The sequence below is a fragment of the Sphingopyxis terrae subsp. terrae NBRC 15098 genome (assembly GCF_001598815.1).
Lineage (GTDB): Bacteria > Pseudomonadota > Alphaproteobacteria > Sphingomonadales > Sphingomonadaceae > Sphingopyxis > Sphingopyxis terrae.
The window spans coordinates 24,921-47,494 of sequence record NZ_BCZQ01000036.1; the positions used below are offsets into that span (position 1 = coordinate 24,921).

28 protein-coding genes and 1 tRNA gene are annotated in these 22,574 nt (G+C 62.6%); 17 read left to right on the forward strand and 12 right to left on the reverse strand.

Going from position 1 to position 22,574, the window contains the following annotated elements; genetic code table 11:
• Nucleotides 1-75: 75 nt before the first annotated feature.
• On the reverse strand, nucleotides 76-1,857 hold the full coding sequence (locus STE01S_RS17720; protein ID WP_040590299.1) for an ABC-F family ATP-binding cassette domain-containing protein: 1,782 nt from the start codon (nucleotides 1,855-1,857) through the stop codon (nucleotides 76-78).
• Between the two features lie 135 nt (nucleotides 1,858-1,992).
• On the opposite strand from STE01S_RS17720, the gene STE01S_RS17725 reads away from it, so the two are divergent.
• On the forward strand, nucleotides 1,993-2,733 hold the full coding sequence (locus STE01S_RS17725; protein WP_003047630.1) for an SIMPL domain-containing protein: 741 nt from the start codon (nucleotides 1,993-1,995) through the stop codon (nucleotides 2,731-2,733).
• Nucleotides 2,734-2,779: 46 nt separating this feature from the next.
• Here STE01S_RS17725 and STE01S_RS17730 read toward each other — a convergent pair whose 3' ends face one another.
• Nucleotides 2,780-3,460 (reverse strand): prolyl hydroxylase family protein, encoded by a 681-nt coding sequence (locus STE01S_RS17730; RefSeq protein ID WP_003047628.1) that lies wholly within the window; start codon nucleotides 3,458-3,460, stop codon nucleotides 2,780-2,782.
• 101 nt (nucleotides 3,461-3,561) lie between these two features.
• Here STE01S_RS17730 and STE01S_RS17735 point away from each other — a divergent pair.
• From STE01S_RS17735 to STE01S_RS17745, 3 genes are all read left to right on the forward strand, one after another.
• Nucleotides 3,562-3,638: transfer RNA gene (locus tag STE01S_RS17735), tRNA-His, on the forward strand.
• 110 nt (nucleotides 3,639-3,748) lie between these two features.
• Entirely contained in the window at nucleotides 3,749-4,798 is a 1,050-nt protein-coding gene (locus STE01S_RS17740; RefSeq protein WP_062770180.1) for a Glu/Leu/Phe/Val family dehydrogenase, read from the forward strand.
• Between the two features lie 58 nt (nucleotides 4,799-4,856).
• Complete coding sequence (locus tag STE01S_RS17745; protein ID WP_058812693.1) at nucleotides 4,857-5,210, forward strand: YbaN family protein; 354 nt, start codon at nucleotides 4,857-4,859, stop codon at nucleotides 5,208-5,210.
• A gap of 37 nt (nucleotides 5,211-5,247) precedes the next feature.
• On the opposite strand, the gene STE01S_RS17750 is transcribed toward STE01S_RS17745, so the two are convergent.
• Nucleotides 5,248-7,881 carry a TonB-dependent receptor plug domain-containing protein gene (locus STE01S_RS17750; protein ID WP_082813413.1) on the reverse strand — a complete coding sequence of 878 codons (2,634 nt, stop codon included), beginning with the start codon at nucleotides 7,879-7,881 and terminating at the stop codon, nucleotides 5,248-5,250.
• A 261-nt stretch (nucleotides 7,882-8,142) separates the two neighbouring features.
• On the opposite strand from STE01S_RS17750, the gene ccmC reads away from it, so the two are divergent.
• The 11 genes from ccmC to STE01S_RS17800 all read left to right on the forward strand — a co-directional run bounded on the left by ccmC (nucleotide 8,143) and on the right by STE01S_RS17800 (nucleotide 16,390).
• A complete protein-coding gene (ccmC, locus tag STE01S_RS17755) occupies nucleotides 8,143-8,883 on the forward strand; it encodes a heme ABC transporter permease CcmC (protein WP_062770186.1) in 741 nt (246 codons plus the stop codon).
• The gene (locus STE01S_RS20510; RefSeq protein ID WP_162928317.1) at nucleotides 8,880-9,035 is read left to right on the forward strand and encodes a hypothetical protein; all 156 of its coding nucleotides are present in this window, start codon (nucleotides 8,880-8,882) and stop codon (nucleotides 9,033-9,035) included. The genes ccmC and STE01S_RS20510 overlap by 4 nt, the downstream gene beginning before the upstream one ends.
• The gene (gene ccmE, locus STE01S_RS17760; RefSeq protein ID WP_003047606.1) at nucleotides 9,032-9,469 is read left to right on the forward strand and encodes a cytochrome c maturation protein CcmE; all 438 of its coding nucleotides are present in this window, start codon (nucleotides 9,032-9,034) and stop codon (nucleotides 9,467-9,469) included. Before STE01S_RS20510 ends, ccmE begins: the two co-directional genes overlap by 4 nt.
• Complete coding sequence (locus tag STE01S_RS17765; RefSeq protein ID WP_062770189.1) at nucleotides 9,466-11,433, forward strand: heme lyase CcmF/NrfE family subunit; 1,968 nt, start codon at nucleotides 9,466-9,468, stop codon at nucleotides 11,431-11,433. The genes ccmE and STE01S_RS17765 overlap by 4 nt, the downstream gene beginning before the upstream one ends.
• Complete coding sequence (locus tag STE01S_RS17770) at nucleotides 11,430-11,960, forward strand: DsbE family thiol:disulfide interchange protein (protein ID WP_003047600.1); 531 nt, start codon at nucleotides 11,430-11,432, stop codon at nucleotides 11,958-11,960. Before STE01S_RS17765 ends, STE01S_RS17770 begins: the two co-directional genes overlap by 4 nt.
• Nucleotides 11,957-12,388, forward strand: a complete 432-nt coding sequence (locus tag STE01S_RS17775; RefSeq protein WP_058812688.1) for a cytochrome c-type biogenesis protein — start codon at nucleotides 11,957-11,959, stop codon at nucleotides 12,386-12,388. Before STE01S_RS17770 ends, STE01S_RS17775 begins: the two co-directional genes overlap by 4 nt.
• Complete coding sequence (locus tag STE01S_RS17780) at nucleotides 12,385-13,035, forward strand: tetratricopeptide repeat protein (protein WP_062770192.1); 651 nt, start codon at nucleotides 12,385-12,387, stop codon at nucleotides 13,033-13,035. The genes STE01S_RS17775 and STE01S_RS17780 overlap by 4 nt, the downstream gene beginning before the upstream one ends.
• Before the next feature lie 43 nt (nucleotides 13,036-13,078).
• The gene (locus STE01S_RS17785) at nucleotides 13,079-15,040 is read left to right on the forward strand and encodes a potassium transporter Kup (RefSeq protein WP_003047592.1); all 1,962 of its coding nucleotides are present in this window, start codon (nucleotides 13,079-13,081) and stop codon (nucleotides 15,038-15,040) included.
• Between the two features lie 80 nt (nucleotides 15,041-15,120).
• The gene (locus STE01S_RS20515; RefSeq protein WP_062770195.1) at nucleotides 15,121-15,918 is read left to right on the forward strand and encodes a hypothetical protein; all 798 of its coding nucleotides are present in this window, start codon (nucleotides 15,121-15,123) and stop codon (nucleotides 15,916-15,918) included.
• A gap of 92 nt (nucleotides 15,919-16,010) precedes the next feature.
• Nucleotides 16,011-16,160 carry a hypothetical protein gene (locus tag STE01S_RS21055; RefSeq protein ID WP_409371999.1) on the forward strand — a complete coding sequence of 50 codons (150 nt, stop codon included), beginning with the start codon at nucleotides 16,011-16,013 and terminating at the stop codon, nucleotides 16,158-16,160.
• Complete coding sequence (locus STE01S_RS17800; RefSeq protein WP_162928320.1) at nucleotides 16,157-16,390, forward strand: hypothetical protein; 234 nt, start codon at nucleotides 16,157-16,159, stop codon at nucleotides 16,388-16,390. Before STE01S_RS21055 ends, STE01S_RS17800 begins: the two co-directional genes overlap by 4 nt.
• Here STE01S_RS17800 and STE01S_RS17805 read toward each other — a convergent pair.
• Both STE01S_RS17805 and STE01S_RS17810 read right to left on the reverse strand, forming a co-directional pair.
• Complete coding sequence (locus tag STE01S_RS17805; RefSeq protein ID WP_062770204.1) at nucleotides 16,387-17,364, reverse strand: NAD(P)H-dependent flavin oxidoreductase; 978 nt, start codon at nucleotides 17,362-17,364, stop codon at nucleotides 16,387-16,389. The two genes, STE01S_RS17800 and STE01S_RS17805, sit on opposite strands and share 4 nt — an antisense overlap.
• A gap of 103 nt (nucleotides 17,365-17,467) precedes the next feature.
• Entirely contained in the window at nucleotides 17,468-17,920 is a 453-nt protein-coding gene (locus tag STE01S_RS17810) for a MarR family winged helix-turn-helix transcriptional regulator (RefSeq protein ID WP_082813412.1), read from the reverse strand.
• Nucleotides 17,921-18,024: 104 nt separating this feature from the next.
• On the opposite strand from STE01S_RS17810, the gene STE01S_RS17815 reads away from it, so the two are divergent.
• Nucleotides 18,025-18,456, forward strand: a complete 432-nt coding sequence (locus tag STE01S_RS17815) for a nuclear transport factor 2 family protein (protein WP_062770207.1) — start codon at nucleotides 18,025-18,027, stop codon at nucleotides 18,454-18,456.
• Nucleotides 18,457-18,494: 38 nt separating this feature from the next.
• Here the strand turns inward: STE01S_RS17815 and STE01S_RS17820 are convergent, their stop codons facing one another.
• From STE01S_RS17820 to STE01S_RS20530, 5 genes are all read right to left on the reverse strand, one after another.
• A complete protein-coding gene (locus STE01S_RS17820; protein ID WP_003047576.1) occupies nucleotides 18,495-18,716 on the reverse strand; it encodes a hypothetical protein in 222 nt (73 codons plus the stop codon).
• 37 nt (nucleotides 18,717-18,753) lie between these two features.
• Complete coding sequence (locus tag STE01S_RS20525; protein ID WP_162928321.1) at nucleotides 18,754-18,918, reverse strand: hypothetical protein; 165 nt, start codon at nucleotides 18,916-18,918, stop codon at nucleotides 18,754-18,756.
• A gap of 83 nt (nucleotides 18,919-19,001) precedes the next feature.
• Nucleotides 19,002-19,265, reverse strand: coding sequence for a translation initiation factor IF-1 (gene infA / locus STE01S_RS17825; protein WP_040590296.1), 264 nt, complete (start codon nucleotides 19,263-19,265; stop codon nucleotides 19,002-19,004).
• A gap of 2 nt (nucleotides 19,266-19,267) precedes the next feature.
• Nucleotides 19,268-19,474 (reverse strand): cold-shock protein, encoded by a 207-nt coding sequence (locus STE01S_RS17830; RefSeq protein ID WP_003047572.1) that lies wholly within the window; start codon nucleotides 19,472-19,474, stop codon nucleotides 19,268-19,270.
• Between the two features lie 304 nt (nucleotides 19,475-19,778).
• On the reverse strand, nucleotides 19,779-20,774 hold the full coding sequence (locus STE01S_RS20530; protein WP_062770210.1) for a hypothetical protein: 996 nt from the start codon (nucleotides 20,772-20,774) through the stop codon (nucleotides 19,779-19,781).
• 170 nt (nucleotides 20,775-20,944) lie between these two features.
• Here STE01S_RS20530 and tcmP point away from each other — a divergent pair, with 170 nt between their 5' ends.
• Nucleotides 20,945-21,898: a three-Cys-motif partner protein TcmP gene (gene tcmP, locus STE01S_RS17840; protein ID WP_162928322.1), complete on the forward strand. Its 954-nt coding sequence runs from the start codon at nucleotides 20,945-20,947 to the stop codon at nucleotides 21,896-21,898.
• Here the strand turns inward: tcmP and STE01S_RS19855 are convergent.
• Nucleotides 21,825-22,262, reverse strand: a complete 438-nt coding sequence (locus STE01S_RS19855) for a DUF5131 family protein (RefSeq protein ID WP_082813414.1) — start codon at nucleotides 22,260-22,262, stop codon at nucleotides 21,825-21,827. The two genes, tcmP and STE01S_RS19855, sit on opposite strands and share 74 nt — an antisense overlap.
• 96 nt (nucleotides 22,263-22,358) lie before the next feature.
• A partial coding sequence (locus STE01S_RS17845) for a transposase (RefSeq protein WP_174531814.1) occupies nucleotides 22,359-22,574 on the reverse strand: 216 nt, incomplete at its 5' end.

Sequence of the window (22,574 nt, forward strand, 5' to 3'; positions counted from 1 at the left end):
TCGATACGAAATCCTGTTTCGTAAAAGGGCGCTGCGGCAACGCAGCGCCCTTTTTCTTTGCCGGTGGCGCGGGGCTTATCCCAGCGCTTCGACTTCTTCGGCCAGCGCCAGCCAGCGATCCTCGGCTGCGGCCTTTTCCGCGCGCAACGCGTCGAGCTTTGCCGTCAGGGCACTGAAACGCGCATTATCGCGCGTGAACAGACTGCCGTCGGACAATTCGGTTTCGATGCCCGCCATCTCCTTCTCGATCTCCTCGATACGGCCCGGAAGCAGGTCGTAGTCGCGCTGGTCCTTGTAGGAGAGTTTCCGGCGTGCCTGCGGCGGTGGGGGCGGCGCGGTATCGGCGCCGGCCGCCTTGGCTTTCGCCGACGCGGGCTTGCTGCGCTTGGCTTCCCAGTCGGCATAGCCGCCCGCGACGATATCGACCTTGCCCGAGCCGTCGAGGCCGAGGGTGACCGTTACGGTGCGATCGAGGAAGTCGCGATCGTGGCTGACCAACAGCACGGTTCCCGCATAGTCGGCGATGACCTCTTGCAAAAGGTCGAGCGTTTCGAGATCCAGATCGTTGGTCGGTTCGTCGAGGACGAGCAGGTTCGATTCGCGCGCGAATTCGCGGGCGAGCAGAAGCCGGGAGCGTTCACCGCCCGAAAGCGCGGCGACGCTAGCCTCGGCAACCGAAGGATCGAAGAGGAAGTCCTTGAGGTAACCCTGGACATGCTTCTTGACGCCGCGCACCTCGACCCAGTCGCCGCCGTCGGCGAGGATGTCGCGTACGGTCTTTTCGGGCGACAGCAGGCTGCGCTGCTGATCGATGACGATGCCGTCGAGCGTGGGGGCGAGGGTGACCTTGCCCTCGTCGGGTTCGATTTCGCCAGTGAGCAGCTTGAGCAGCGTCGATTTGCCCGCGCCATTGGCGCCGACGATCCCGATGCGATCGCCGCGCTGGACGCGAAAGTCGAAGTCCTTGATGATCGTGCGGTCGCCGAAGCGCTTGCTGATGTGGTCGGCGACGATCACCGATTTCGAGCGGACGTCGTCGTTGGCCAGGCCGAGCTTGGCGACGCCGGGACCGCCGATCATCGCCGCGCGCGTGGCCCGCATCTCCATCAGCTTTTCGAGCCGGCCCTGGTTGCGGCGGCGGCGCGCCGTCACGCCGCGCTGGAGCCAGTGTGCTTCCAGCTTCAGCTTCGCATCGAGCTTTTCCGCGGCGCGCGTTTCTTCGGCATAGATGGCCTCCATCCACGCATCGAAGCCGCCGAAGCCGATTTCCTTGCGCCGGATGCCGCCGCGGTCGAGCCAAAGGGTCTGGCGGGTCAGGCGCGTCAGAAAGGTGCGGTCGTGGCTGATGGCGACGAAGGCGCCGGAGAAGCGCGAGAGCCAGCCCTCGAGCCAGTCGATTGCGGCGAGGTCGAGGTGGTTGGTCGGTTCGTCGAGCAACAACACGTCGGGGTTCTGCGCCAGCGCGCGCGCGATGGCGGCGCGGCGACGCTCGCCCCCCGATGCGCTCGCCGCTTCGCGTGCCATGTCGATGCCAAGCTGGTCGGCGATCGCCGCCACCTCATGCTCGGCGGGCGGGTTCGCGCCGCCGATCGCATAGTCCATCAGCGTCGCATAGCCCGTGAAATCGGGTTCCTGTTCCAGCAGTACGACGTGGGTACCGGGGACGATCGTCCGCTTGCCCTTGTCGGGCTCGATGCGTCCGGCGAGCAACTTGAGCAGCGTCGTCTTGCCCGCGCCGTTGCGGCCGATCAGTGCGAGCCGATCGCGCGCGCCGACATAGATGTCGAGATCCTGAAACAGCCAGCCGGTGCCCTGCACCAGGGCCAGGCCTTCGTAAGAGAGAATGGGAGCTGCCATGATGAACGGCTCGCTACATAGGCGTTCAGCGTCATGCAAGCGCCGAGCGCCCAAAGGCGGGAACGGGCCCGCTCCGTCCTGCGTATGGGGTAGGTATCCACGATCGGCCGGGGGTCCGGCCTACAGGAGTTTGACATGACCAAGCATATGTTCACCGCCATGGCGACCGGCATCGCGCTGCTGGCTGCGACGCCGGCCATTGCACAGCAGGGAGGTTCGACGGTGACGACAGCGACAACGGAAGGCCCGATCCTGAGCTTTAGCGTGAGCGAGGAAGTGCGTTCGCGGCCCGATCAGGCGACGGTGGGCGCCGGCGTGACGACGACCGCGCCGACCGCAGTCGAAGCGATGCGGCTCAATGCCACCGCGATGGACAAGCTGATCGCCGCTGCCAAGGCGCGCGGGATCAAGGCCGAGGATATTCAGACGAGCGGCATCAGCCTGTCGCCGCAATATGACTATAATAATCGTAGCGACGGTCAGCCGCCGCGCTTCCTGGGCTATCAGGTCAGCAACAGCGTGCGGGCGACGACGCCGAAGATCGACGATATCGGGCCGCTGCTCGATGCGCTCGTCGCGGCGGGCGGGACCAATATCGATGGCCCCTGGTTCGCGATGAAAGACCCCGATGCGCAGCTTGTCGGCGTTCGCGGCGCGGCGATCAAGGCCGCCGAAGCGAAGGCGGCGGACTATGCCAAGCTGGCCGGCTATCGCGCCGCCGAACTGGTTTCGATCAGCGAAGGCGGCGCGGTCGGTGGACCGGTGCCCATGCCGCGCGTGCAGATGATGGCCGCAGAGGCCAAATCGACGCCGGTCGAGCCGGGTCAGGTCGGCAACACGTTGACGCTGAGTTTCCAGTATCGACTGGTACGCTAAAGGCTTGGGCCGTGTCTCGGTAGGCGCCGGGGCACGGTCGGCCGGATCAGCCTAGCTCGCCCTCGGCCCATGGCCAGGCGCGTTCGCGGAACCATTTGGTGATGATATATTTGCGGCCCTTGCGCACCTTCATCCCGTGATGGAGCGTCTCTGGGTTCGGCTTTCCGTCCGCGCGGACATTGTTCCACGCGACGAGTTTGCCCGTTTCGGGCTGGTGCATCTTGCCCGTGGCGAGAAAGCGCGTCGCACCGCCAGCCTCGGGCTGGTTTAAATAGACCATCAATGTCCAGGTGCGCTGTCCGGGAATCGCGCAATAGGTCTCCCAGTCGGCGCCTTGCGGGTCGAAATAGTCGGTATGCGCCTTGAATTCCTGCCCCACATCATAGCGCTGCCCCTGTAGCGGCTCGCCATGATCCAGCGGTATTCCGGTGATGTCGTGCAGCCGAGCGTTGACCGTCCGCACCAGCGGATCGCGGTGATCGAGGTCGCAGGTCGTGCTGGTCCGGAACGCTTCGTCGCCATTGGGATCGGCAATCGTCGAAGGGCGCACGTCGCGGTCGATCTGCGCCATCAGCCCGGCGCATGTTGCGGGATCGAGAAAACCCGCCAGCATGAATTGTTGCAGCTTGGAAGTCGGCGCGCGTCGGATGCCGGGAAGCAGCGCGAGCCGCTCGGCGGTGCGGTCGGCGCCCGATGGCGCCATATCGACATGCTCGTTTCCGGACATGGCCTCTTTTAGGCGGCGTTGGCCATGCGAACAATGCTTGACGAAAGGGGTAGCCGCGCCTATCGCCGCGCGCTGTCGCAGGCGGTCTCGCCCGGCATATGGCGATCGTAGCTCAGTTGGTTAGAGCACCGGTTTGTGGTACCGGGGGTCGCGGGTTCAAGTCCCGTCGATCGCCCCATTTTCAAAGCTTTTCGTTGATCGGAAAACCGGCGATCCCTTTGGGGGTGACTCGCGCGGGCTATTTCATTATTACGTCCCTACGTAATTTTTTAACGCGAGGGTGACGCCATGTCCGCAGTCTGGGATTTCGCCGATTTCGACGATCATGAACATGTTCACATGTTCCGCGATCGCGACAGCGGACTGACGGCGGTCATCGCCGTGCATTCGACCCACCTCGGCCCCGGCGCGGGCGGGGTGCGCTTCTGGCACTATCCGCAGCGGTCGGCCGCGATCGTCGATGCGCTACGCCTCTCGCGCGGCATGAGCTATAAGAATGCGATGGCGGGGCTGCCGATGGGCGGCGGCAAGGGCGTAATCCTGGCCGACGAAGCGGGCACCAAGACTCCCGAACTGCTTGCCGCCTTCGGCCGGGCAGTCGAATCGCTGGGCGGCGCCTATGTGACCGCGGAAGATGTCGGCATCACCGACGCCGACATGGTCCAGATCGCAAAGCAGACCAAACATGTCAGCGGCCTTCCGGTCGCGAGCGGCGAGGCGGGGGGCGACCCCGGCCCCTATACCGCGCTCGGCGTCTATCTGGGCATCAAGGCGGCGATCCGCGAAGGGCTGGGTACTGACAGCGCCGCGGGCGTGCGGATCGCGATCCAGGGGGTCGGCAGCGTCGGTGGCGGTGTTGCGCGGCGGCTTGCGGCCGAAGGCGCGAAGCTGACCCTTGCCGACGTCAATCTGGCGCGCGCGAAGGCGCTGGCAGAGGAATTGGGTGCCGATCTCGCCGACTCGGCCGCGATCATGGAAATCGAAGCCGATGTGCTCAGCCCCAATGCGCTGGGGGCGATCCTGACCGAACGCAGCATCGAAAAATTGCGCGTGCCGATCGTCGCGGGCGGCGCGAACAATCAGCTTGCGACTGCCGCCGACGGCCAGCGCATCCACGATCGCGGCATCGTCTATGCACCCGATTATGTGATCAACGCCGGCGGCATCATCAACGTGGCGCTCGAATATCTGGGGCAGGGCAGTCAGGAAGAGGTCGAAAGCCGCATCCACCTGATCCCGGGTCGCCTCGCCGAGATCTGGGCCGAGAGCAAGGCAAGCGGCACGCCGGCATCGACGGTGGCGGATCATATGGCGCAAAAGCTGATCGGGCGGCGCTGACGATCGGCCGGTTGCAACATGGGATGGCGTGCGCGCGAAAACGCGCTAAGCCGCTCCCATGAAGCGGCATTTCTATCTGGTTTCGGGATGGGCCTCATTGGGGCTCGGCGCGCTCGGCGCGTTTCTGCCGCTGCTGCCGACCGTGCCTTTCGTGATCCTTGCCGCCTTCTGTTTCGCGCGCTCGTCACCGCGCCTTGAGGCCTGGCTGCTCACGCATCCGACCTTCGGACACCATATTGTTGCCTGGCGCGAGAAGGGAGCGATCAGCCGCCGGGGCAAGCTTGCCGCAAGTGCCGCCTTTGTTTTCAGCATTGCGCTGGCGCTGCTCTTCGCCCCGTGGCCGTGGATGATGGCGCCGATCATCGCGGCCGTCGTAACGGGAAGCTGGATATGGACAAGGCCGGAGGCATAGCCCCCGGCCTTGACCCTTTCAGCAATGTCGTCCGAGCTTAGAAGTCGACCGACACACGCCCATAGACGAAGCGACCGCTGAAGCCGAACGGCGACTGCGACGAATAGGGCAGGAAGCTGTTGTTCAGGCCATAGTTAACGCCGTCAACCGTTCCGAATGGCAGGCGATCCGGATAAACGTCGAAAATATTGTTCGCGCCGACCGCGATCTGGACGCTTTCGATCGGTTTGATCCGCAATTCCATGTCAGTGACCCATTTCGGCGACAGAAAGATGTCGCCGGGTACCTCGCCCGGCGCAAGGTCAATGTTATTGTTGTTCGCTGACGTCGAATAGCTGCTGGGAAGAAATACCTTGCCGTACCGGTTCGTGCGAAGCGTGAGGCCCACTTTGTCATAATCCCAATCGAGACTGACATTCAGCTTGTCCTTGGGCTGCCCTTCGGTGAGCCGATAGCTTTCCTGGCGAGCGAATAACCGCTGAGCTGTAAAACCAGAGAAGGTCCGGCGGTCGGTTATCTTCGTGTCGTTGAGGTTGAACCCTGCGCTGAGTCGGACGGTTCCTGCGCCAAAGTCGGGTAGGCGGTACGATGCCACGATGTCGAGACCTTGCGTCCGTGTGTCGATGCCGTTGATGAAGAAGCGGGCCGAACTTACGCCGGTAATTCCTGCTGCCGTCAACGTGCTGACAATATCGGCGCCTTGCAGATTTTCCGTCAGCGTGATGCGATCGTTGATCTTGATGTTGTAGTAATCAGCCGTGATGCTGAGGCCGCCGATCATGGTGAAGCTTACGCCTCCACCGATATTGACCGATTTTTCCGGCTTGAGTGGTTGTGCGCCCAGCGCGATGGCGACCGCGGATGTTACGGGGAAAGTCCCGATCTCGATCAACTGACCGCCGACATTGTTCGTCGATGTGGTCTGGAACGATTGTTGGGCGAGGCTAGGAGCGCGAAATCCGGTGGAGATCGATCCGCGGAAGGCCAGCCCGCTGATCGGTTCAAATCGCGCAGCGGCCTTGCCGTTGACCGTGTCGCCGAAATCGCTGAAATGTTCGTAACGTCCGGCCAACTGAAGCGTGAAACTGTCGGTTATGTCAGAGTCGAGCTCGACATATCCTGCAAAGCTATCCCGTGAGACGTCCGTTGCATTCGACGGACGAAAGCCCGGAAATACTTGCGATCCCCCTGCAGCTCCGTAGGGAGCGGCAGAGAAGGGTCCGTTGATCCAGCTTTGTTCTTCCCCAGGCACGATCTTGTAATTTTCGTTGCGCCATTCGCCGCCGAATGCAAACGAAACACTCTTTCCGATGCCGATGTCGAGTTCGCGCTGGACATCAAGGTTCAGCGAAGTCTGGCCGGACCGCAAGCCGCCAGCATTGAATTTGCGCAAGCTGTTGGCGCCGCCAAGTGACGTGTTGACGCTGTTCGATACACCATAGTCCAGTCGGTTCGACCCATAGACAAGCGACAAATCGTAGTTCCAGGCACCCAAATCACCGCGGATGCCTGCTGCAGCAGAAATGTCGACGATCTGACTTTCAATCAGGGGCAGAAAACCATCGGCGTAGATTGGGACGAAGCTAGTCGTCGATGCCGACCAATCCTGATTGCGGATGTCCAGCGAACGACGGTAAAAGCCTGCACCATTGCCGTCGCGCACGCCGTAGCTGCCGAATGTATAGAATTCGACCGCTTCCGAAAGATCAACGCCCGCATTGACAAAGAAATTCATGTCTTTCGATTCACCGTCTCCATAGCGATGCCAGTATCGGTCGATCGTCGTTTCGCGAGGGTCGCCGGCAGCAAAGTAATTGCGACGAATGTCAGGGCCCGAGCGGTTGGTAGGCGACCGATCCTTATACTCAGCCGTAAAATTTAGGTAGCCGTTGTCTCCAACCGGAAGACCGATGTTGGTTGCCATCGTATATGTGTCGCCGTCGTTCCGCTTCCGGTCTTTCCCGGTATAGCTGATAACGGGATTGTCGCCGCCGCTGACTGAATAGAATCCATTGGTGCCAATGGCGAAGGTTGGGCTGGTCAGCGTGGGATCAACAGTATCGACTTGATCGACCCCATCCATCTGCGTGATATATTTTCCGAATGATATTTGCGCCTTGCCGCCTACGCTGCGCTTGAGCTGAATATTGATCACGCCGGCAATGGCATCCGATCCGTAAAGCGACGAAGCTCCGTCGCGAAGCACTTCGATACGTTCAATTGCAAGCGGCGGTATAGTGTTCATATCAACCGCAGTTGAGCCGCGACCGACAGATCCATTGAGATTGATCAACGAGGATTGATGCCTGCGTTTGCCGTTGACGAGCACGAGAACCTGATCCGGTGACAAGCCGCGCAATGTGGCCGGCCGTAGCGAATCGGTGCCGTCCGTCAACGACGGCTGGGGGAAATTGAAAGAGGGAACAAGCTGGTTGAGAAGCTTGTTGGTTTCGGTGGTTCCGCTGTTTTGAAGCGCATCGCCGGAGATCACATCGATCGGAACTGTGCTGTCCGCAACCGTGCGGTCGGTGCGGCGCGTGCCGATGACGACGATGGCTGCTGCTGGGTCCGCGTCGTTGGCGCCTTGCTGTGCGAAAGCCGGTGCAGTCCACCCGCTTGCGACAAGAGCGGTGGCGAGCGCGAGGCTCGATAATTGGGTCGTGTTTTTCATGGTCATCTTTCCCTGTTGATTGCCCCTAGAGACGACCTGCACAGGTTTGATGAGAAATGCCGACGCTTCCACCCCTCACGCGGTCGAACGAGGCGCTATTATTTCGTTTTGGTGACATCTGTGGCAATTGAGCCACACAATCTCCGCACGCTAAGTAATTTTATGTCTCCTAAGCATTGCTATCGATATCATTCGTGCGCACTGCCGATGGCGTCAATTGTCTAGACCGCGGGCGTGCGCTCGCCTAAGGCTCGGCGCGCGATGCACGCCTATGCGAATCCGACCCGTTTTCTGGCCATTGCGCGTCCGCTGACGCCGTGGCTGCTGTGGCTGGGACTGGCGTTCCTGCTCGCCGGGGCCTGGGCCGGGCTGACGGTGGTGCCGGGTGAAGCCAAGCAGGGCGAAACGGCACGCATTCTCTATGTTCATGTTCCTGCCGCCTGGCTCGGCATGGGTGGTTGGACGTCGCTCGCTCTTGCAGGGCTGGTGCAGCTCGTGTGGCGTCACCCGCTGGCCGGGATTGCCGCGCGTGCGATCGCGGTGCCCGGCATGCTGTTCACCGCGCTTTGCCTTGCGACTGGGTCGATCTGGGGAAAGCCGACCTGGGGAACCTGGTGGGAATGGGACGGCCGCATGACGTCGATGCTCGTGCTGCTCTTTCTCTATGCCGGTTTCGTCGCGTTGACGACGGGCGACGAAAGCGAGCGGCAGGGTGGAACGCTTTCGCGCGGTGCCGCGATTTATGCGCTGGTCGGCGCGATCAACATCCCGATCATCAATCGCAGCGTTGTGTGGTGGAACAGCCTGCATCAAGGGCCGAGCATTACCATGCGCGGATCGAGCATCGACGGCAGCCTGTTGTGGCCGCTGGGCTTGACCTTGGCCGGATTTTCGCTGCTATTCGGGGCGATCGTGCTGATGCGCATGCGGCGGATCATAGCCGACAATCGCGTCGCGGCGCGCCTGCGCCGGTTGGCGGACGATGAGGGGACCGAATTTTGACCGGCGTCATAACCGGAAACGGCCAATGGGCCTATGTCGCGGCTGCCTATATGCTGACCGCGCTCCTGACCGGCGCGGTGGTCTGGCATAGCTGGCGGGCGATGACGAAGGCTGAAAAGCGCAGCGCTGCGCTGCGCAGGGACCGGACATGAAGGCGAAGCATCAACGACTGATCCTGGCGGCGGTGGCGCTGTGCGGCGTCGGCGGTGCGGGGGTTCTCGCGGCAAGCGCGCTGCGCGACGAGGCGGCCTATTTCCGCACGCCCGCCGAAGTTCAGGCCGGCAAAACCGAAGTGGGCGAGGCGATGCGACTGGGCGGAATGGTCGCGGCCGGCAGCATCAGGCATCAGCCCGACGGCGTGACGATCCGCTTCGTCGCCACCGACGGCAAGGCGTCGATCCCCGTCGAATATAAGGGCATCGTCCCCGATCTGTTTGCCGAAAATTCGGGAATGGTCGCCGACGGCCGGATGCGGGCCGACGGTATTTTCGTGGCCGACCGTATCCTCGCCAAGCATGACGAACGCTATATGCCGCCGCAAATGGGCGATATGCCCAAGGCCATGAAAGCGGCGCCGAAAGCATGATCGCCGAACTGGGTCTCGCGCTGTTGTGGATGGCGGCGGCGCTCGCCTGCCTGTCGCTGGTCGCCGGCAGCCTCTATCTGCGGAACGGGAAGAGCGATCTTGCGGCCCTCGTCCGGCCCGCGAGTGTCGCGCAGGGCGTTTTGACCGCCGCGGCCTTCGCGATGCTGATCGCGCTTTTCGTGCGATCCGACATGTCGGTCGAACTGGTGGCGCGCAACAGCCACAGTTTGAAGCCGATGCTGTTCAAGGTCGCGGGCGCCTGGGGCAATCATGAAGGGTCGATGCTCCTGTGGCTCACGATCCTCGGCCTGTCGGGCGCGCTCGTTGCGATCTTCGAAAAGCGGCTGCGCGAGGATACGCTGGTCGCCACGCTTGCGGCGCAGGCAGCACTGAGCCTTGGCTTTTTTGCGTTTCTGCTTTTTTCGTCCAACCCCTTCAAGCGGCTGCCGATCGCGCCGCCGGACGGACAGGGGCTGAACCCCCTGTTGCAGGATCCCGGGCTCGCCTTTCACCCGCCGACGCTTTACGTCGGCTATGTCGGTTTGTCGGTCGCCTTCAGCTTTGCGGTCGGCGCGCTGATCACGCGCGAGATCGGCCCGGCCTTTGCGCGCGCCATGCGGCCGTGGGTGTTGGGAAGCTGGATTTTCCTGACCCTGGGGATCACCGCCGGCAGCTATTGGGCCTATTATGAACTCGGCTGGGGTGGCTGGTGGTTCTGGGACCCGGTCGAAAATGTTTCGCTCATCCCTTGGCTCGCAGGCGCGGCGCTGCTCCATTCGGTGAGCGTGACCGCGACGCGCAACGCGTTGCGCGCATGGACGGTGATGCTCGCGGTTGTCGCTTTCTCCATGTCGATGGTCGGCACGTTCATCGTGCGGTCGGGCCTGCTGACCAGCGTGCACAGCTTTGCCGTCGACCCCGAACGCGGAACCTTTCTGCTCGCGCTGATGGCGATCTACATCGGCGGCGCATTGACGCTGTTCGCGTTGCGCGCCAGCAGCGTCGCCGAAGGCAAGAAATTCGCGCTGCTCAGTCGCGAGGGATCGCTCGTCATCAACAATCTGTTGCTGACGACGATCCTTGCGCTCGTGCTGCTCGGTACGCTCTATCCGATCGTGGCTGAGGCCATGGGCGAAAAGATTTCGGTCGGACCGCCCTATTATAACAAGGTTGCGGGCCCGCTTGCGCTGATCCTGTGTCTGGTCATGGTGGCCGGTCCGTTACTCGCTTGGCGCAAGGACGACGGGCGCAAGCTGTGGTCGCGACTTCCTGCCGCGATTCTTGCCGGGTCGGCGGTGCTGTTCGGCCTGATCCTGTTCGGCGGCAAGGTCGGCGTGCTGCCGCTGCTTGGCATGACGGTCGCCGGGATCGTGGCGGTCGCCAGCCTGGCGCCGCTGTGGGGTCGCAACCTGCGCCGGACGCCGCTGCCGACATGGGGCATGGTGATCGCGCACTTCGGCGTCGCAGTCGCGCTTGCCGGGATGGCCGCCGAAAGCGCATTCATCAAGGAACGGCTGGTGGCCGCCGCGCCGGGCGAGACCGTCACCGTCGATGATTTCACGGTGAAGTTCGTCGGCGTCCGCCCGATCGCTGGCCCCAATTACACCGCGGTCGAAGGAACGCTGATCGCGACAACGCCTTCCGGACACAGCTTCACCCTGCGGCCCGAGGCGCGAACTTTTCCCGGGCTGATGGGCGGCGCGCCAACCGAAACCAATGAGGCTGCACTGCTGACGCGGCCGGGCGGGCAGCTTTATGCTGTGCTCGGCCAGCCCGTCACCGGCGCCGATGGCCGAGCCGCTCGCTATCAGCTTCGCCTGTGGTGGAAGCCGCTGGTCTGGTGGATCTGGCTGGGCGGGGCATTGATCGCGATCGGTGCGGCCCTGTCGCTGCTCGGCCGCGCGCAATTGCTGACCCTGTGGCGCAGTCACCGCGCGCGCAAGGCCGAAGGGCGCTACGCATGAAGACCCGCTGGATCCTGTTCATGCCGTTGGCGATTACCGCGCTGCTATTCGGGGCCTTCATCTATCGCCTGACGACTCCGCCCGAAACGCTGATCCAGTCGCAGTGGATCAACAAGCCGATGCCGTTGTTCGACCTGCCGCCCGCAACTGCCGGCGTCGAAGGCCTGAAAAGCAGCGACCTTGCCGACGGGCGGCCGCGCCTCGTCAACGTCTTTGCCAGCTGGTGCATCCCGTGCCGCGCCGAGGCGCCGCAGCTTGAGGCGCTGAAGGCCGCGGGCGTGCCGATCGACGGAATCGCGATCCGCGACCGGCCCGACGATGTGGCGCAATTCCTGCGGGAAAATGGCAATCCCTTCGACCGCATCGGGTCGGATGTGCAAAGCAGCGTCCAGATCGCGCTCGGCTCGTCGGGCGTCCCCGAAACCTTTCTGATCGACGGAAAGGGGATCATCCGCGAACAGATACAGGGCGTAATCCTTCAAGAGCAGGTGCCGGAAATCGTCGCCAAGCTGGAGAAGATGAAGTGAGGGGCTGGACCATCCTGCTCGCCTCGCTTGTTCTGGCCGCTGCGCCTGCGGCCGCGCAGGATCGCCTGCCGCCGGCGCCCTATGCCTATCAGCAGCTTCCTGATCCCGCGCAGGAGGAAAAAGCGAAGGCACTCATGGAAACGCTGCGCTGCCTCGTCTGCCAGGGGCAGTCGATCGCCGACAGCGATGCGCCGCTCGCCGGCGACATGCGGCATGAGGTGCGCACCAAGATTGCCGCGGGAGAAAGCCCCGAGGCGATCCGCAAATGGCTGGTCGCGCGCTATGGCAATTGGGTCAGCTATGATCCGCCGTTCGATGCGGCCACCGCCCTGCTGTGGCTCGGCCCGCTCGCTTTTCTTTTGCTCGGGGGATGGCTGGCCTTCGGACGCTTCCGCCGCGACGCGGGCGATGCGGAGAACGCTCCATGATCTGGATGTGGATATTGCTTGTCGCCTTGATCACGCTGGGCGCCATCTTCTTGTTCGGCAAGCTGCCGGCAGCGGCTCGGCCGCTCGCTGTCGCTGCGGTCATGGTGGGCGTCGCCGGTTATGCGTTGCAGGGTAGCCCATCCTTGCCCGGCAAGCCTATCGTAGCGCCCGAACAGCTTGAAGGTTTCGGCGAGGCGATCACCGATCGTCAGCAGGGTATGGCCGACCGTTTTGGACCGGCCGCACAGTGGATCGCGATGTCAGATGGCTTTGCGCGAACCGGCAAGACGGCGCTCGCTGCGCAAACGCTCGAAAAGGGGCTGGAGCGTTATCCCGACAATGTCGATCTTTGGGTGGGCTTGGGCAATGCGCTTGTTGCGCATGGCGGCGGCGTGATGTCGCCCGCCGCCGCGCTCGCGTTCGATGAGGCCGCAAAGCGCGATCCGAACCATCCCGCGCCGCCTTTCTTTGCGGGCCTTGCGATGGCGCAGAGCGGCGATCTGAAGGGTGCGGACGCGGTATGGAGCCAGCTTCTGGCGCGCACCCCGCCCGATGCGCCGTGGCGCGCGGACCTCGAGATGCGGCTGGCCCAATTGCGACAGGCGATGGGGCCGGACCTGTCCCCCAATGCGCCGACCGGGCCTTGATTCAATGCTATTCCTGTCTCTCCCGCTGGTCTAAGGCGCGCCAATGACTGTCGAGTCGCAACAGGGTCAGGCAAGCGCCGAAAGCGCCGCGCCCACCGGAATCGAAATGGGCCAAACGGGTCACGGCCATCACGGTGACGGCACGCTGAAGCTGGCGGTCGGCGCCGTCGGCGTCGTTTTCGGCGATATCGGCACCAGCCCGCTCTACGCTTTCCGCGAAACCTTCGCCGGCCATCATTCGATCGAAGCCGACCAGCTGCACATCTATGGTGTGCTCAGCCTCGTCTTCTGGTCGATGATGCTGGTCGTCACTTTCAAATATGTGATGACGATCATGAAAGCCGACAACAAGGGCGAGGGGGGCAGTCTGGCGCTGCTCGCGCTGATCAGTCGCTCTTCGGGCGGTGCTCGCTGGACCTGGCCGATCGTTTTGCTCGGCGTTTTTGCCACCGCGCTCTTTTACGGCGACAGCATGATCACTCCGGCGATGTCGGTGTTGTCGGCCACCGAAGGCCTGCAATATGTCAGCCGTGGTTTCGAACCCTACATCGTCCCGATCGCGCTGGCGATCCTGATCGGTCTCTTTGCGATCCAGTCGCGCGGAACCGCGAAGGTCGGGATGCTTTTCGGGCCGATCATGCTCGGCTACTTCCTGATGCTCGCGGTATTGGGGGTCATGCATATCGTCGATCATCCGACGATCGTCATGCACACGCTGAACCCCATCAACGCGATGCGCTTTTTCTATTATGACGGCTTCACAGCCTTCATCGCGCTTGGCGCCGTCGTCCTCGCGGTAACGGGGGCGGAGGCGCTCTATGCCGACATGGGCCATTTCGGCCGAGCGCCGATCGGGCTGAGCTGGTTGTGTTTCGTGCTACCCGCGCTGATGCTCAATTATATGGGGCAGGGCGCGATGGTGCTTGCCGGACAGGTCGCGCCCACGGCGCAATTGATTCAGGACCCCTTCTTCCTGATGATGCCCGACGCGTGGCGCGTCCCCGTCGTGCTGCTCGCGCTGCTGGCGACGATCATTGCCAGTCAGGCCGTCATTTCGGGCGCCTTTTCGCTGACTCAGCAGGCCATCCAGCTCGGTTTCGTACCGCGCCTGCGGGTCGAACATACCAGTGCGTCGGCGCAGGGGCAGATTTACATTCCCGTCGTCAATTGGGGCCTGATGGTCATGGTCATCCTGCTCGTGCTGTTCTTCGGCTCGTCGAGCAATCTGGCCGCGGCTTATGGTATCGCCGTGACCGGCGCGATGTTCATCGACACCTGTCTGATGAGCGTGGTGCTGTTCAGCCTGTGGCGCTGGCCGGCGTGGAAAGCGCTGCCCGTTCTGGCGGTATTCTTCATCGTCGATGTCGCCTATTTCGGCGCCAATCTGATCAAGGTACCCGATGGCGGCTGGGTGCCGTTGGCGATCGGTCTGACGATCTTCACCATGCTGACGACCTGGTCGCGCGGTCGCAAGCTGATGCAGCAGGAAATGGCAGAAAGCGCGATGCCGATCCCGGTGTTCGTGAAGTCCGCGGCGAACAGCGCAACGCGCGTGCCGGGCACCGCCGTCTTCATGACGTCGACCTCCGATGGGGTGCCGCACGCTTTGCTTCACAATCTGAAGCACAACAAGGTGCTGCACGAACGTATCATCCTGTTGACGATCAAGATTGCCGACGTGCCGTTCGTGCCGGAAACGAAGCTCTGCCAGCTTGACGATCTGGGGCAGGGATTCCATCGCCTGATCCTGCACTATGGTTTCATGCAGCCAGTGGACGTGCCCGATGCGCTGAAACGCACGACCGCGTGCGGCGGCGAATTCAAGATGATCGAAACGAGCTTCTTCCTCTCGCGTCAGACGCTGATTGCCGCCAAGAAACCCGGCATGCCGATCTGGCGCGAAAAGCTGTTCGCATGGATGCTGCGCAATTCGGAAAGCGCGATGGAGTATTTCCGTCTCCCAACCAACCGCGTTGTCGAACTGGGAAGTCAGGTTGCCATCTGATCGTCCGCACCGGACCAATAAGCATTTGAACATCGGCGTGTGCTTTGCGATGCTGGCGCGAACCCATCGGGACGCCCGACATGCAAGCAGGGATTAGCTCCGCGTCATTACTGCCCGCCGCGCCGGCGCCCTTCGCGCTGATTGCGGGAAATGACTTTTCGACCCTGCCGGCGGACGCCGAAGTCGCGCTGCGTCATATGGGCCTTCGCCCGGAGCGGCTGGATGTGTCCGGAACATCTGGCGAAGGCGCTGCCTTTCGCTTGCGCCTTGGCGACTTGTATCTCACGGCAGCGCCAGCAGGCGATCGTGCGGTTGCGCGTATCGATCCGGCGCATCCGTCGACGAGTTCGCTTGCCGCCAGCCTTCCCGCCGATTGGCGGACCGGAGGGCGATGCTGGTTTTTCGAGCCCGCACCGATCGGGAGCGAAGACGAAGAGAAGCCCTCAATGCGCGATTTCTTCATGATGGCTTCGCTGCTGATCGATCTCTTCGACGCAAGTCACTTCTTCTGGGGGCCAGCGCGGCTGTGGTCCGACGCAAAGCAGTTCCGGGCATCGACTGCGGAGATGCTCGCGAGCGGGATGCCTCCGGTGCTCCACCTCATCGCTTTCCGGCAGCACGACACAGGCGACGCGGAGATTATCCGGACGCGTGGCCTTGCGCATTTCGGAGGACAAGAGATGGAGGCCGCGCGTCCGATCGGTTGGACCGTTGCCGATCTGGTGCGTCGCCTTGCGCGGCTGTCGCTCGACATCATCATCAATGGCCCGGTTCGAGGGGCGCGTCGCTTGCCCGGCCTCGTTCCGGGCGAGTGGATATCGATGGCACCGCGCGGATCGTCCGAAGCGCTTTTGGTCGAGTTTGGCCGCAATCCTTGATGGCAGGGAGGCGGTGGTATGGCGCCCCGCCGCCGCGACGTGGATTTCAGCGCCATCACCTGATCCCACTCGCGCTTCTCGCCCAGCCGCAGATGGCGACGATGTTCGGAGCGCTGAAAAGTGAAGGGTTTTACCTCAGTGACTTTCCGCGCAATGGATTGAGCCTGCCGGCGTGCGAGCGGCTGGCGCTGTCGTGCGGCCATGCCCTCCACCGCGGCCCCATCATGGTTCTAATGATGTGATGACGGCGCGGGTCGATATGATCCGGATATGTTTCGAGCGGCAGATCAATCGCGACGCCCGCGCGGCACGGCGCGCGGCCGCGATGCGTCTGACGTTGCTGCAGGATACCATGCGCCGCGCGCTCACCGACCGCCATGGCGCGGGCTTTTGGCTCAACCGGCGCGATCCGATGCGCTTGTTCGCGGATCGCCCATATCTTGACGAAGCGATCACGCGGCTGTTCGGTTAACCTTGGAGCCGTACCTTGCCCTGCAATTCGGCCCATGCGTCCCGATATTGCGCTTCGAGTTCGGCGACGAATTCGGCAACCGGGCGCACGCCGCGGACCGAGGCGATCCCCTGACCCGAGCCCCAGATGTCCTTCCACGCCTTCGCCTTGGTGTTGCCGCCGGACCCGAAGTTCATCGTCTTGAGGTCGCCTTCGGGCAGATTGTCGGGATCCATCCCCGCGGCCACGATCGACTGGCGCAGATAATTGCCGTGTACGCCGGTGAAGAGGTTCGAATAGACAATGTCGGCCGCGCGCCCTTCGACGATGCCGTTCTTGTAGCCGTCGTCGGCATTGGCTTCGGCAGCGGCGATGAAAGCGCTGCCCATATAGGCCAGGTCGGCGCCGCATGCCTGGGCGGCGAGGATCGAGCGACCGTGCGCAATAGCGCCCGAAAGCGCCACCGGGCCATCGAACCATTCGCGGATTTCCTGCACCAGCGCAAAGGGCGACTGGGTACCGGCATGGCCGCCGGCGCCCGCGGCAACGGGTATCAGTCCGTCGGCGCCCTTTTCGATCGCCTTGCGCGCGAAGCGGTCGTCGATGACGTCGTGCAAGGAGATGCCCCCCCACCCGTGGACCGCCTGGTTCAATTCTTCCCGGGCGCCCAATGAGGTGATGGTGATCGGCACCTTCCATTTTTCGCAGGTTGCGATATCCGCCCCGAGCCGATCGTTCGAGCGGTGAACGATCTGGTTGACGGCAAAGGGGGCGGACAACCGGTCAGGGTTGGCTCGGTCCCACGCCGCCAATTCCTCGGTGATGCGGTGGAGCCACTCGTCGAGCAGCGATTGCGGCCGGGCGTTGAGGGCAGGGAAGCTGCCTACGATCCCCGCCTTGCACTGCGCGATGACCAGATCGGGCCCCGAAACGATAAACAGCGGCGAGCCGATGACGGGCAGGCGCAGGCGGTCGAAAATCGGGGGAAGGGCCATGAATCAGTCTCTCCAAGATGGTCTTGAGCTTACCCTAACGTAAACGGAAGGTTGCGCAAGTAGTGCTATTGGCCTCGGCCCCTGTCCCTGCTCCGGCAGTGCATCAGTCGAGCACCGCGACCAACTGGCGCATCGTCGTGTGAAGCCGCATCATTTCCGTTTCGCCCAGCGTTATCGCCAGCTCGGCGTCGGCCTCGCGGCTTAGTCGGGCAAGGGTGTCGACCGCGGCTTTGCCCCGTTCGGTAAGCACAATCCGTTTCGCTCGCCCGTCGTCGGGATCGGGGCCGACGGCGACATAGCCGAGTTTGGCCAGGCTGTCGGTCAGATAGGCCATGCTCTGTTTCGTCATGCCGGCCCGCTCGGCGAGGTCGACGACCCGCGACCCGGCGGGGTCGATGTTGCGCAGCAGGCTGGAGTGAGCGGGGCGGAGGTCGGCGAAGCCGGCGTCGCGGGCCTGGCCGTAGATGCGGGTGCGGAGCCGGTCGTAGGCAAGGTGGAAGAGCTGGGCGAGGCGTTGGCCGTCGCCGGATGGCGGGGGAGGAAGATTGTCGGTCATCGCAGCCTCTTGACACAAGACAGATGATCTGTCTATTGCGCCATTAGACAGAATAACTGCCTATATCGGCGATCCGCCGGAGGCTGTGATAGAAGGTGACGGCAATGGAGCAGGTGGTGGAGGTGATGGACCGCGGCGACGAGATGGTGGCCCGCAATCTGGCGGTGGCGGCGGAGCATATCGAGAATGAGGCGCGCGATCCTGCGTCGGTGATGGACCTTTATACCGATGACATCGTCCTGGAAGTGCCGGGACGGGGGCTGTATCTGGACAGCAAGGCGGCGATCGAGGCCAATTACCGCCGCATGTTCGCCTCGCTGGCCGAGGTCGAACTGGAACCGCTCGACCGTTTTGCCACCGAAACCCGCGTCGTCGACGACATGAAGGTGCGCTTTCGCCTGACGGGTGACGGGATGGTCAATGCGCCGGTGGCGATCGGGGCGCGGGTCGAGTTGCGGCTGGTGCATGTCTTCCACATGCGCGGCGGGCGGATTGCCCGCGAAATCGTGCATGAGGAGTGGCGCACCATCGACTGAGCCGCGCGTGAGCCGCGCGCCCCCGTGCGGCGCACCCGTCAGGGCGCGGGCGCCGCGGTCGTTCCGGTTTCAGCCGCTTCCACGACCCGCGCTTCCTTTTCGGCGCGCAGGCGTTCGGAGTGGAGCAGCTTGTCGGCCATCGCCTGCCACGCCGCGGCGGCGCGCAAATTGCGGTCGCGCACCTGCGTCAACGACGATGCGTCGGCATCGGTGCGGCACTTGTCCGCCTGGGCGATGTAGAATTCGGTGGTGGCCGACATTGCTGCGCTTCCTTGTGCGGTTATCCGTTACGGTCGATCAATCGACCATATCGGCGATCAGGCGCCGAAGCTCGCGGCGCGACAGCGTCGGGCGGCGGCGCGGCGCGCGGGCCGGAGAAATCCGGGCCGTCTGCGCCCGGCCGGCCAGCGACAGCGCGGGCAGAGCGGGAAAAATCGAAGGGTTGTTATAGAAGTTCGTCATCATCTTTATCTTTGCTTTGGATGTTGTGGTTTTTGGAGACCGGCGCCACTGCGCCGATCCCGTATCGTTTGACCCCTGAAGGATCAGAGCCCGCGCCGTTTGCGCTGGCTGGGCGGAACCGGCCCGCCGCCGCGTTCGCGGTAGACAAGGCGGCCCTTGCTGAGGTCATAGGGCGTCACTTCGACGCGCACGGCGTCGCCGACGACCGACCGGATGCGGAAACGCCGCATCCGGCCCGCCGTGTAGACGATCAGCCGATGACCGTTTTCGAGCGTGACGCCGAAGCGCCCGTCGGGCAGGATCTCGTTGATCTGCCCCTCGAAGGTCATGACTTCCTCTTTGGCCAAGATCAGGCCGACTGGAGGTTGACTGCCGACGTCTTGCCGTTCTTGCCGGTTTCGAGTTCGAACTGGACGCGCTGGTCCTTGTCCAACGTCGTCATGCCGGCGTTCTGGACGGCGGTGATGTGGACGAATGCGTCGCCCGAGCCATCTTCATTTTCGATGAAGCCATAGCCCTTGTCCTGGCTGAAGAATTTTACGGTGCCGATCGGCATAGGGTGTTTCCTTTCACGAGAAACGGGAATCCCCCGGCAAAAGCACCGGAGGAGCTGGTAGCGTGTGAAGGGAAGAGTCTGCCCCAAAGAGGCCGTCAAATTCCGTCGCAGGCGACGTTAGCGAGGCCGATATGGAGGATTGTTCCCGAAAAGTCAAGGTGCCGCGCAAATGGCGGTAAAATTGCGCGCCGCAAAGGCCGCCGATTTCAAGTCACACCGAACCGGCGAAATATAGGCGAAACGCGCCATTCTATTGTCCACGATCGCCGCAATATTCGTCCTTATTCAGCCGCGCGGCGCCGTTTTACGTGCCCTGCGCCGCGCGTCCGGCGGCGGAGGCAGGACAGGCCGCGCGGTCGTTCGCGGGGGCGGGCAGGCAAAAGAAGGCGCGGCGCGCGGCCTCTCCGGCGAGGCGCAGCGGCGCGGTCTCGGCATCGCGGAGCACTTCGTAGCGTTCGAGTTCGTCGTCGTCGAGCGCGCGGGCATAGGCGGGATCGTCGAACTGGCCTTCTTCTTCGCCGTAAAAATCGTCGGGCGGCGGAAAGTCGGTGCGCCAATCGTCGGCATGATCGTCGAACCAGACGGTCATCGCGGCGGCCGCCTCTTCGGGCGTTTCGGCGCTTTCGGGCTCTTCGCCAAAATCGGCGGAAATCTGCGCAACTTCATTCGCGATTTCGCTGCCGCGCCACAGCGCGGCTAGCGGATTGGTATTGTTGTCGCGGCCCGCGAGCCAGAGCGCGAGCGCGGCGGCGAGGCCGGCGGGGACGTCGGTGGCGGAGGTTTCGGCGGCGGGCGTTTCGCTGTCGGGAGCGGTTTCGGCGGCGCGCGCGGCTTCGGCGGCGTCGAACAGCATCAGAAAGCCCGGCCAGTCGCCGGCGACGATCTGTGCCAGCATCTCCTCGCCCGCGCGCGCCCGCGTTTCGACCATGCGGTCGAGCCGCGCGAGCATCGCGAGGCCAAGGCGGCTGTCGATGCGGCGGCGCTTGACGAAGCTGCGACCGTCCTCGCGTTGCAGTTCGGTGGTCTCGTCATGCCCCCAGATCGCGCGGTCGAGCAGTTCGTCGGCGAGCCGCGTCCGCGCGATCAGCACCGCCGCCGCGCAGCCGATCCGAAACGCCGCCCCCTCGGGCCGCTGTTTCAATTGATAGACGGCGGACGGCGACATGCCGACCTTCGCCGCCGAAATCTTCACCGACCCGTTGGTGGCGAACGCCTCCAGAAACTCGCGCTGGAGACGGGGTGTCCAATGGTAGCTGGCGGGGGCGGGGAAATGCGCGGGATCGTAAAGGGAGTCGTCCATCGATTCGTCCTTTCGGTTGGGTGAAACCGACAGAATGAACCATATGGGTGAATTGTAGGAAAGATGATTGTCGTTTAAGTCCAATTCGGTTGCAGCGCCAATTTGCCGTTAAATACAAACATCGATCGTGGTAAGGCATGTGTGACCTAAAGCGGGGGGGGCTACAGCTTATGAGCGATAGCAGGCACGAATTTGGTGGAGACTGGACAGAATTAAAACTGGAGGCCATCAGTGCCTATAGCAAGTTTTTTACCGGCGCCATCGGTGGAAAATTTGATGTCTGGTACGTTGATCCTTTTGCCGGCACAGGAGAGAGGACAGCTAAAGAAGAGATTGGGGGCATTTTTGATGATGCACCTATATCCACTATCGAGAAGCAGTATCCTGGCAGTGCTGCGAGGGCGTTGGCGCTCACTCCCCCATTTCACCATCTTCGATTTGGGGATGCTAAAAAGAGGCATGTGAAAGCCCTGCAAGCATTGGTGGAGTTGTACCCGGATCGAGACGCGCAGGTTCTGGCTGGCGACGCAAACGAGTTTATTCAAAACCTATTTTCTCAGCCTGAATGGCGCGAGCGAGATCGAAGCGGTGTGAGGCGCCGGGCGCTTGTTTTCCTCGACCCGTATGGGATGGAAGTTAAATGGAAGACGTTGCAAGTTCTGGCTGCTTCCCAGAAGGCCGACGTCTGGTTTCTGGCCAACTTGAAGGCTGCTGTTCAGCAGCTTTGTCACAAGCATGAAAAGCTATCGGAAGAAAAGCGGAACGCTCTTACGGAGTATTTTGGGACAAATCAGTGGGAAGAGAGATTTTACGACATAAAACAAGATGAAGAAGACATGTTCGGCAGCTTGTTTAATCGTTCGCAAAGGCAAGCTAATAAGCAAGATATCGCAGAATTTCATCGTGAGTGCTTGGCAGGTCTATTTTGCTACGTTTCTAGCCCCCTGCCGATCGCCGTGGGATCGACGGAAGACTATTTTCTTCTATACTGCATGAGCAATAATCCGACGCCCGCGGCTACACGATTGATCGACAGGGGAGCGAGTTGGGTTATCCAGCGATATAAGCAGGCATCTCGTCATAGGTCTGCCCTCCAAGAAGGCGTCCAGTCGCCTTCTTGTTGACCCCGCCCCATTGTTTGAAGAAGAACGCTGTGTCGTGGCGGCGGCAGAGACGTTCGATTTGCCAAACCCATTCTTCAGCCATCGGCCGGGCTGCTGGCCCTGATTCTCCTCCCACTATCGCCCATGCAATTCCATCGAGATTAGCTTCGCCGACCGGGCCAATAAGTGGTTCGAAAGAGACAAATCTGACTGCGGCTCTGGTGTGCCTTAGCTCCTCAATTCGGTAGGCCACCTCGGCGCTTTCTACGCTGGTTCCCAGCCACGCATTGGGCAAAATATCAAAGCCGGGCTTCGATAGTAGTTCTCGCATGCGTTCTGGCCGTTTGGTGAGGAGCTGATAGTCGTGATGTGGCGTGTCTTTCATTACCTCCCACACTTGACGAATAAAGTCCTCCGGCACATCGGCGTGGGGTCGCGTCCGTCAAGGTGGTGTAATTTCGGCTGTGGCCGTGGGCCATCGTCAGGCGGCTTTGGCGGTGATGTGTAGGGGCTGATTTTCCTCCTCGATCATGGGTTGGTTGAGTTCGGCCATGCCTTCGATCTGCATGTATCGGTGCTGGAGCTGCCACTCGTCGTTCTGCTCCATCAGCACAGCCCCGACGAGGCGGATGATGCTGTCTTCGTTCGGGAAGATTCCGACGACGTCGGCGCGGCGCTTGACCTCCTTGTTGAGCCG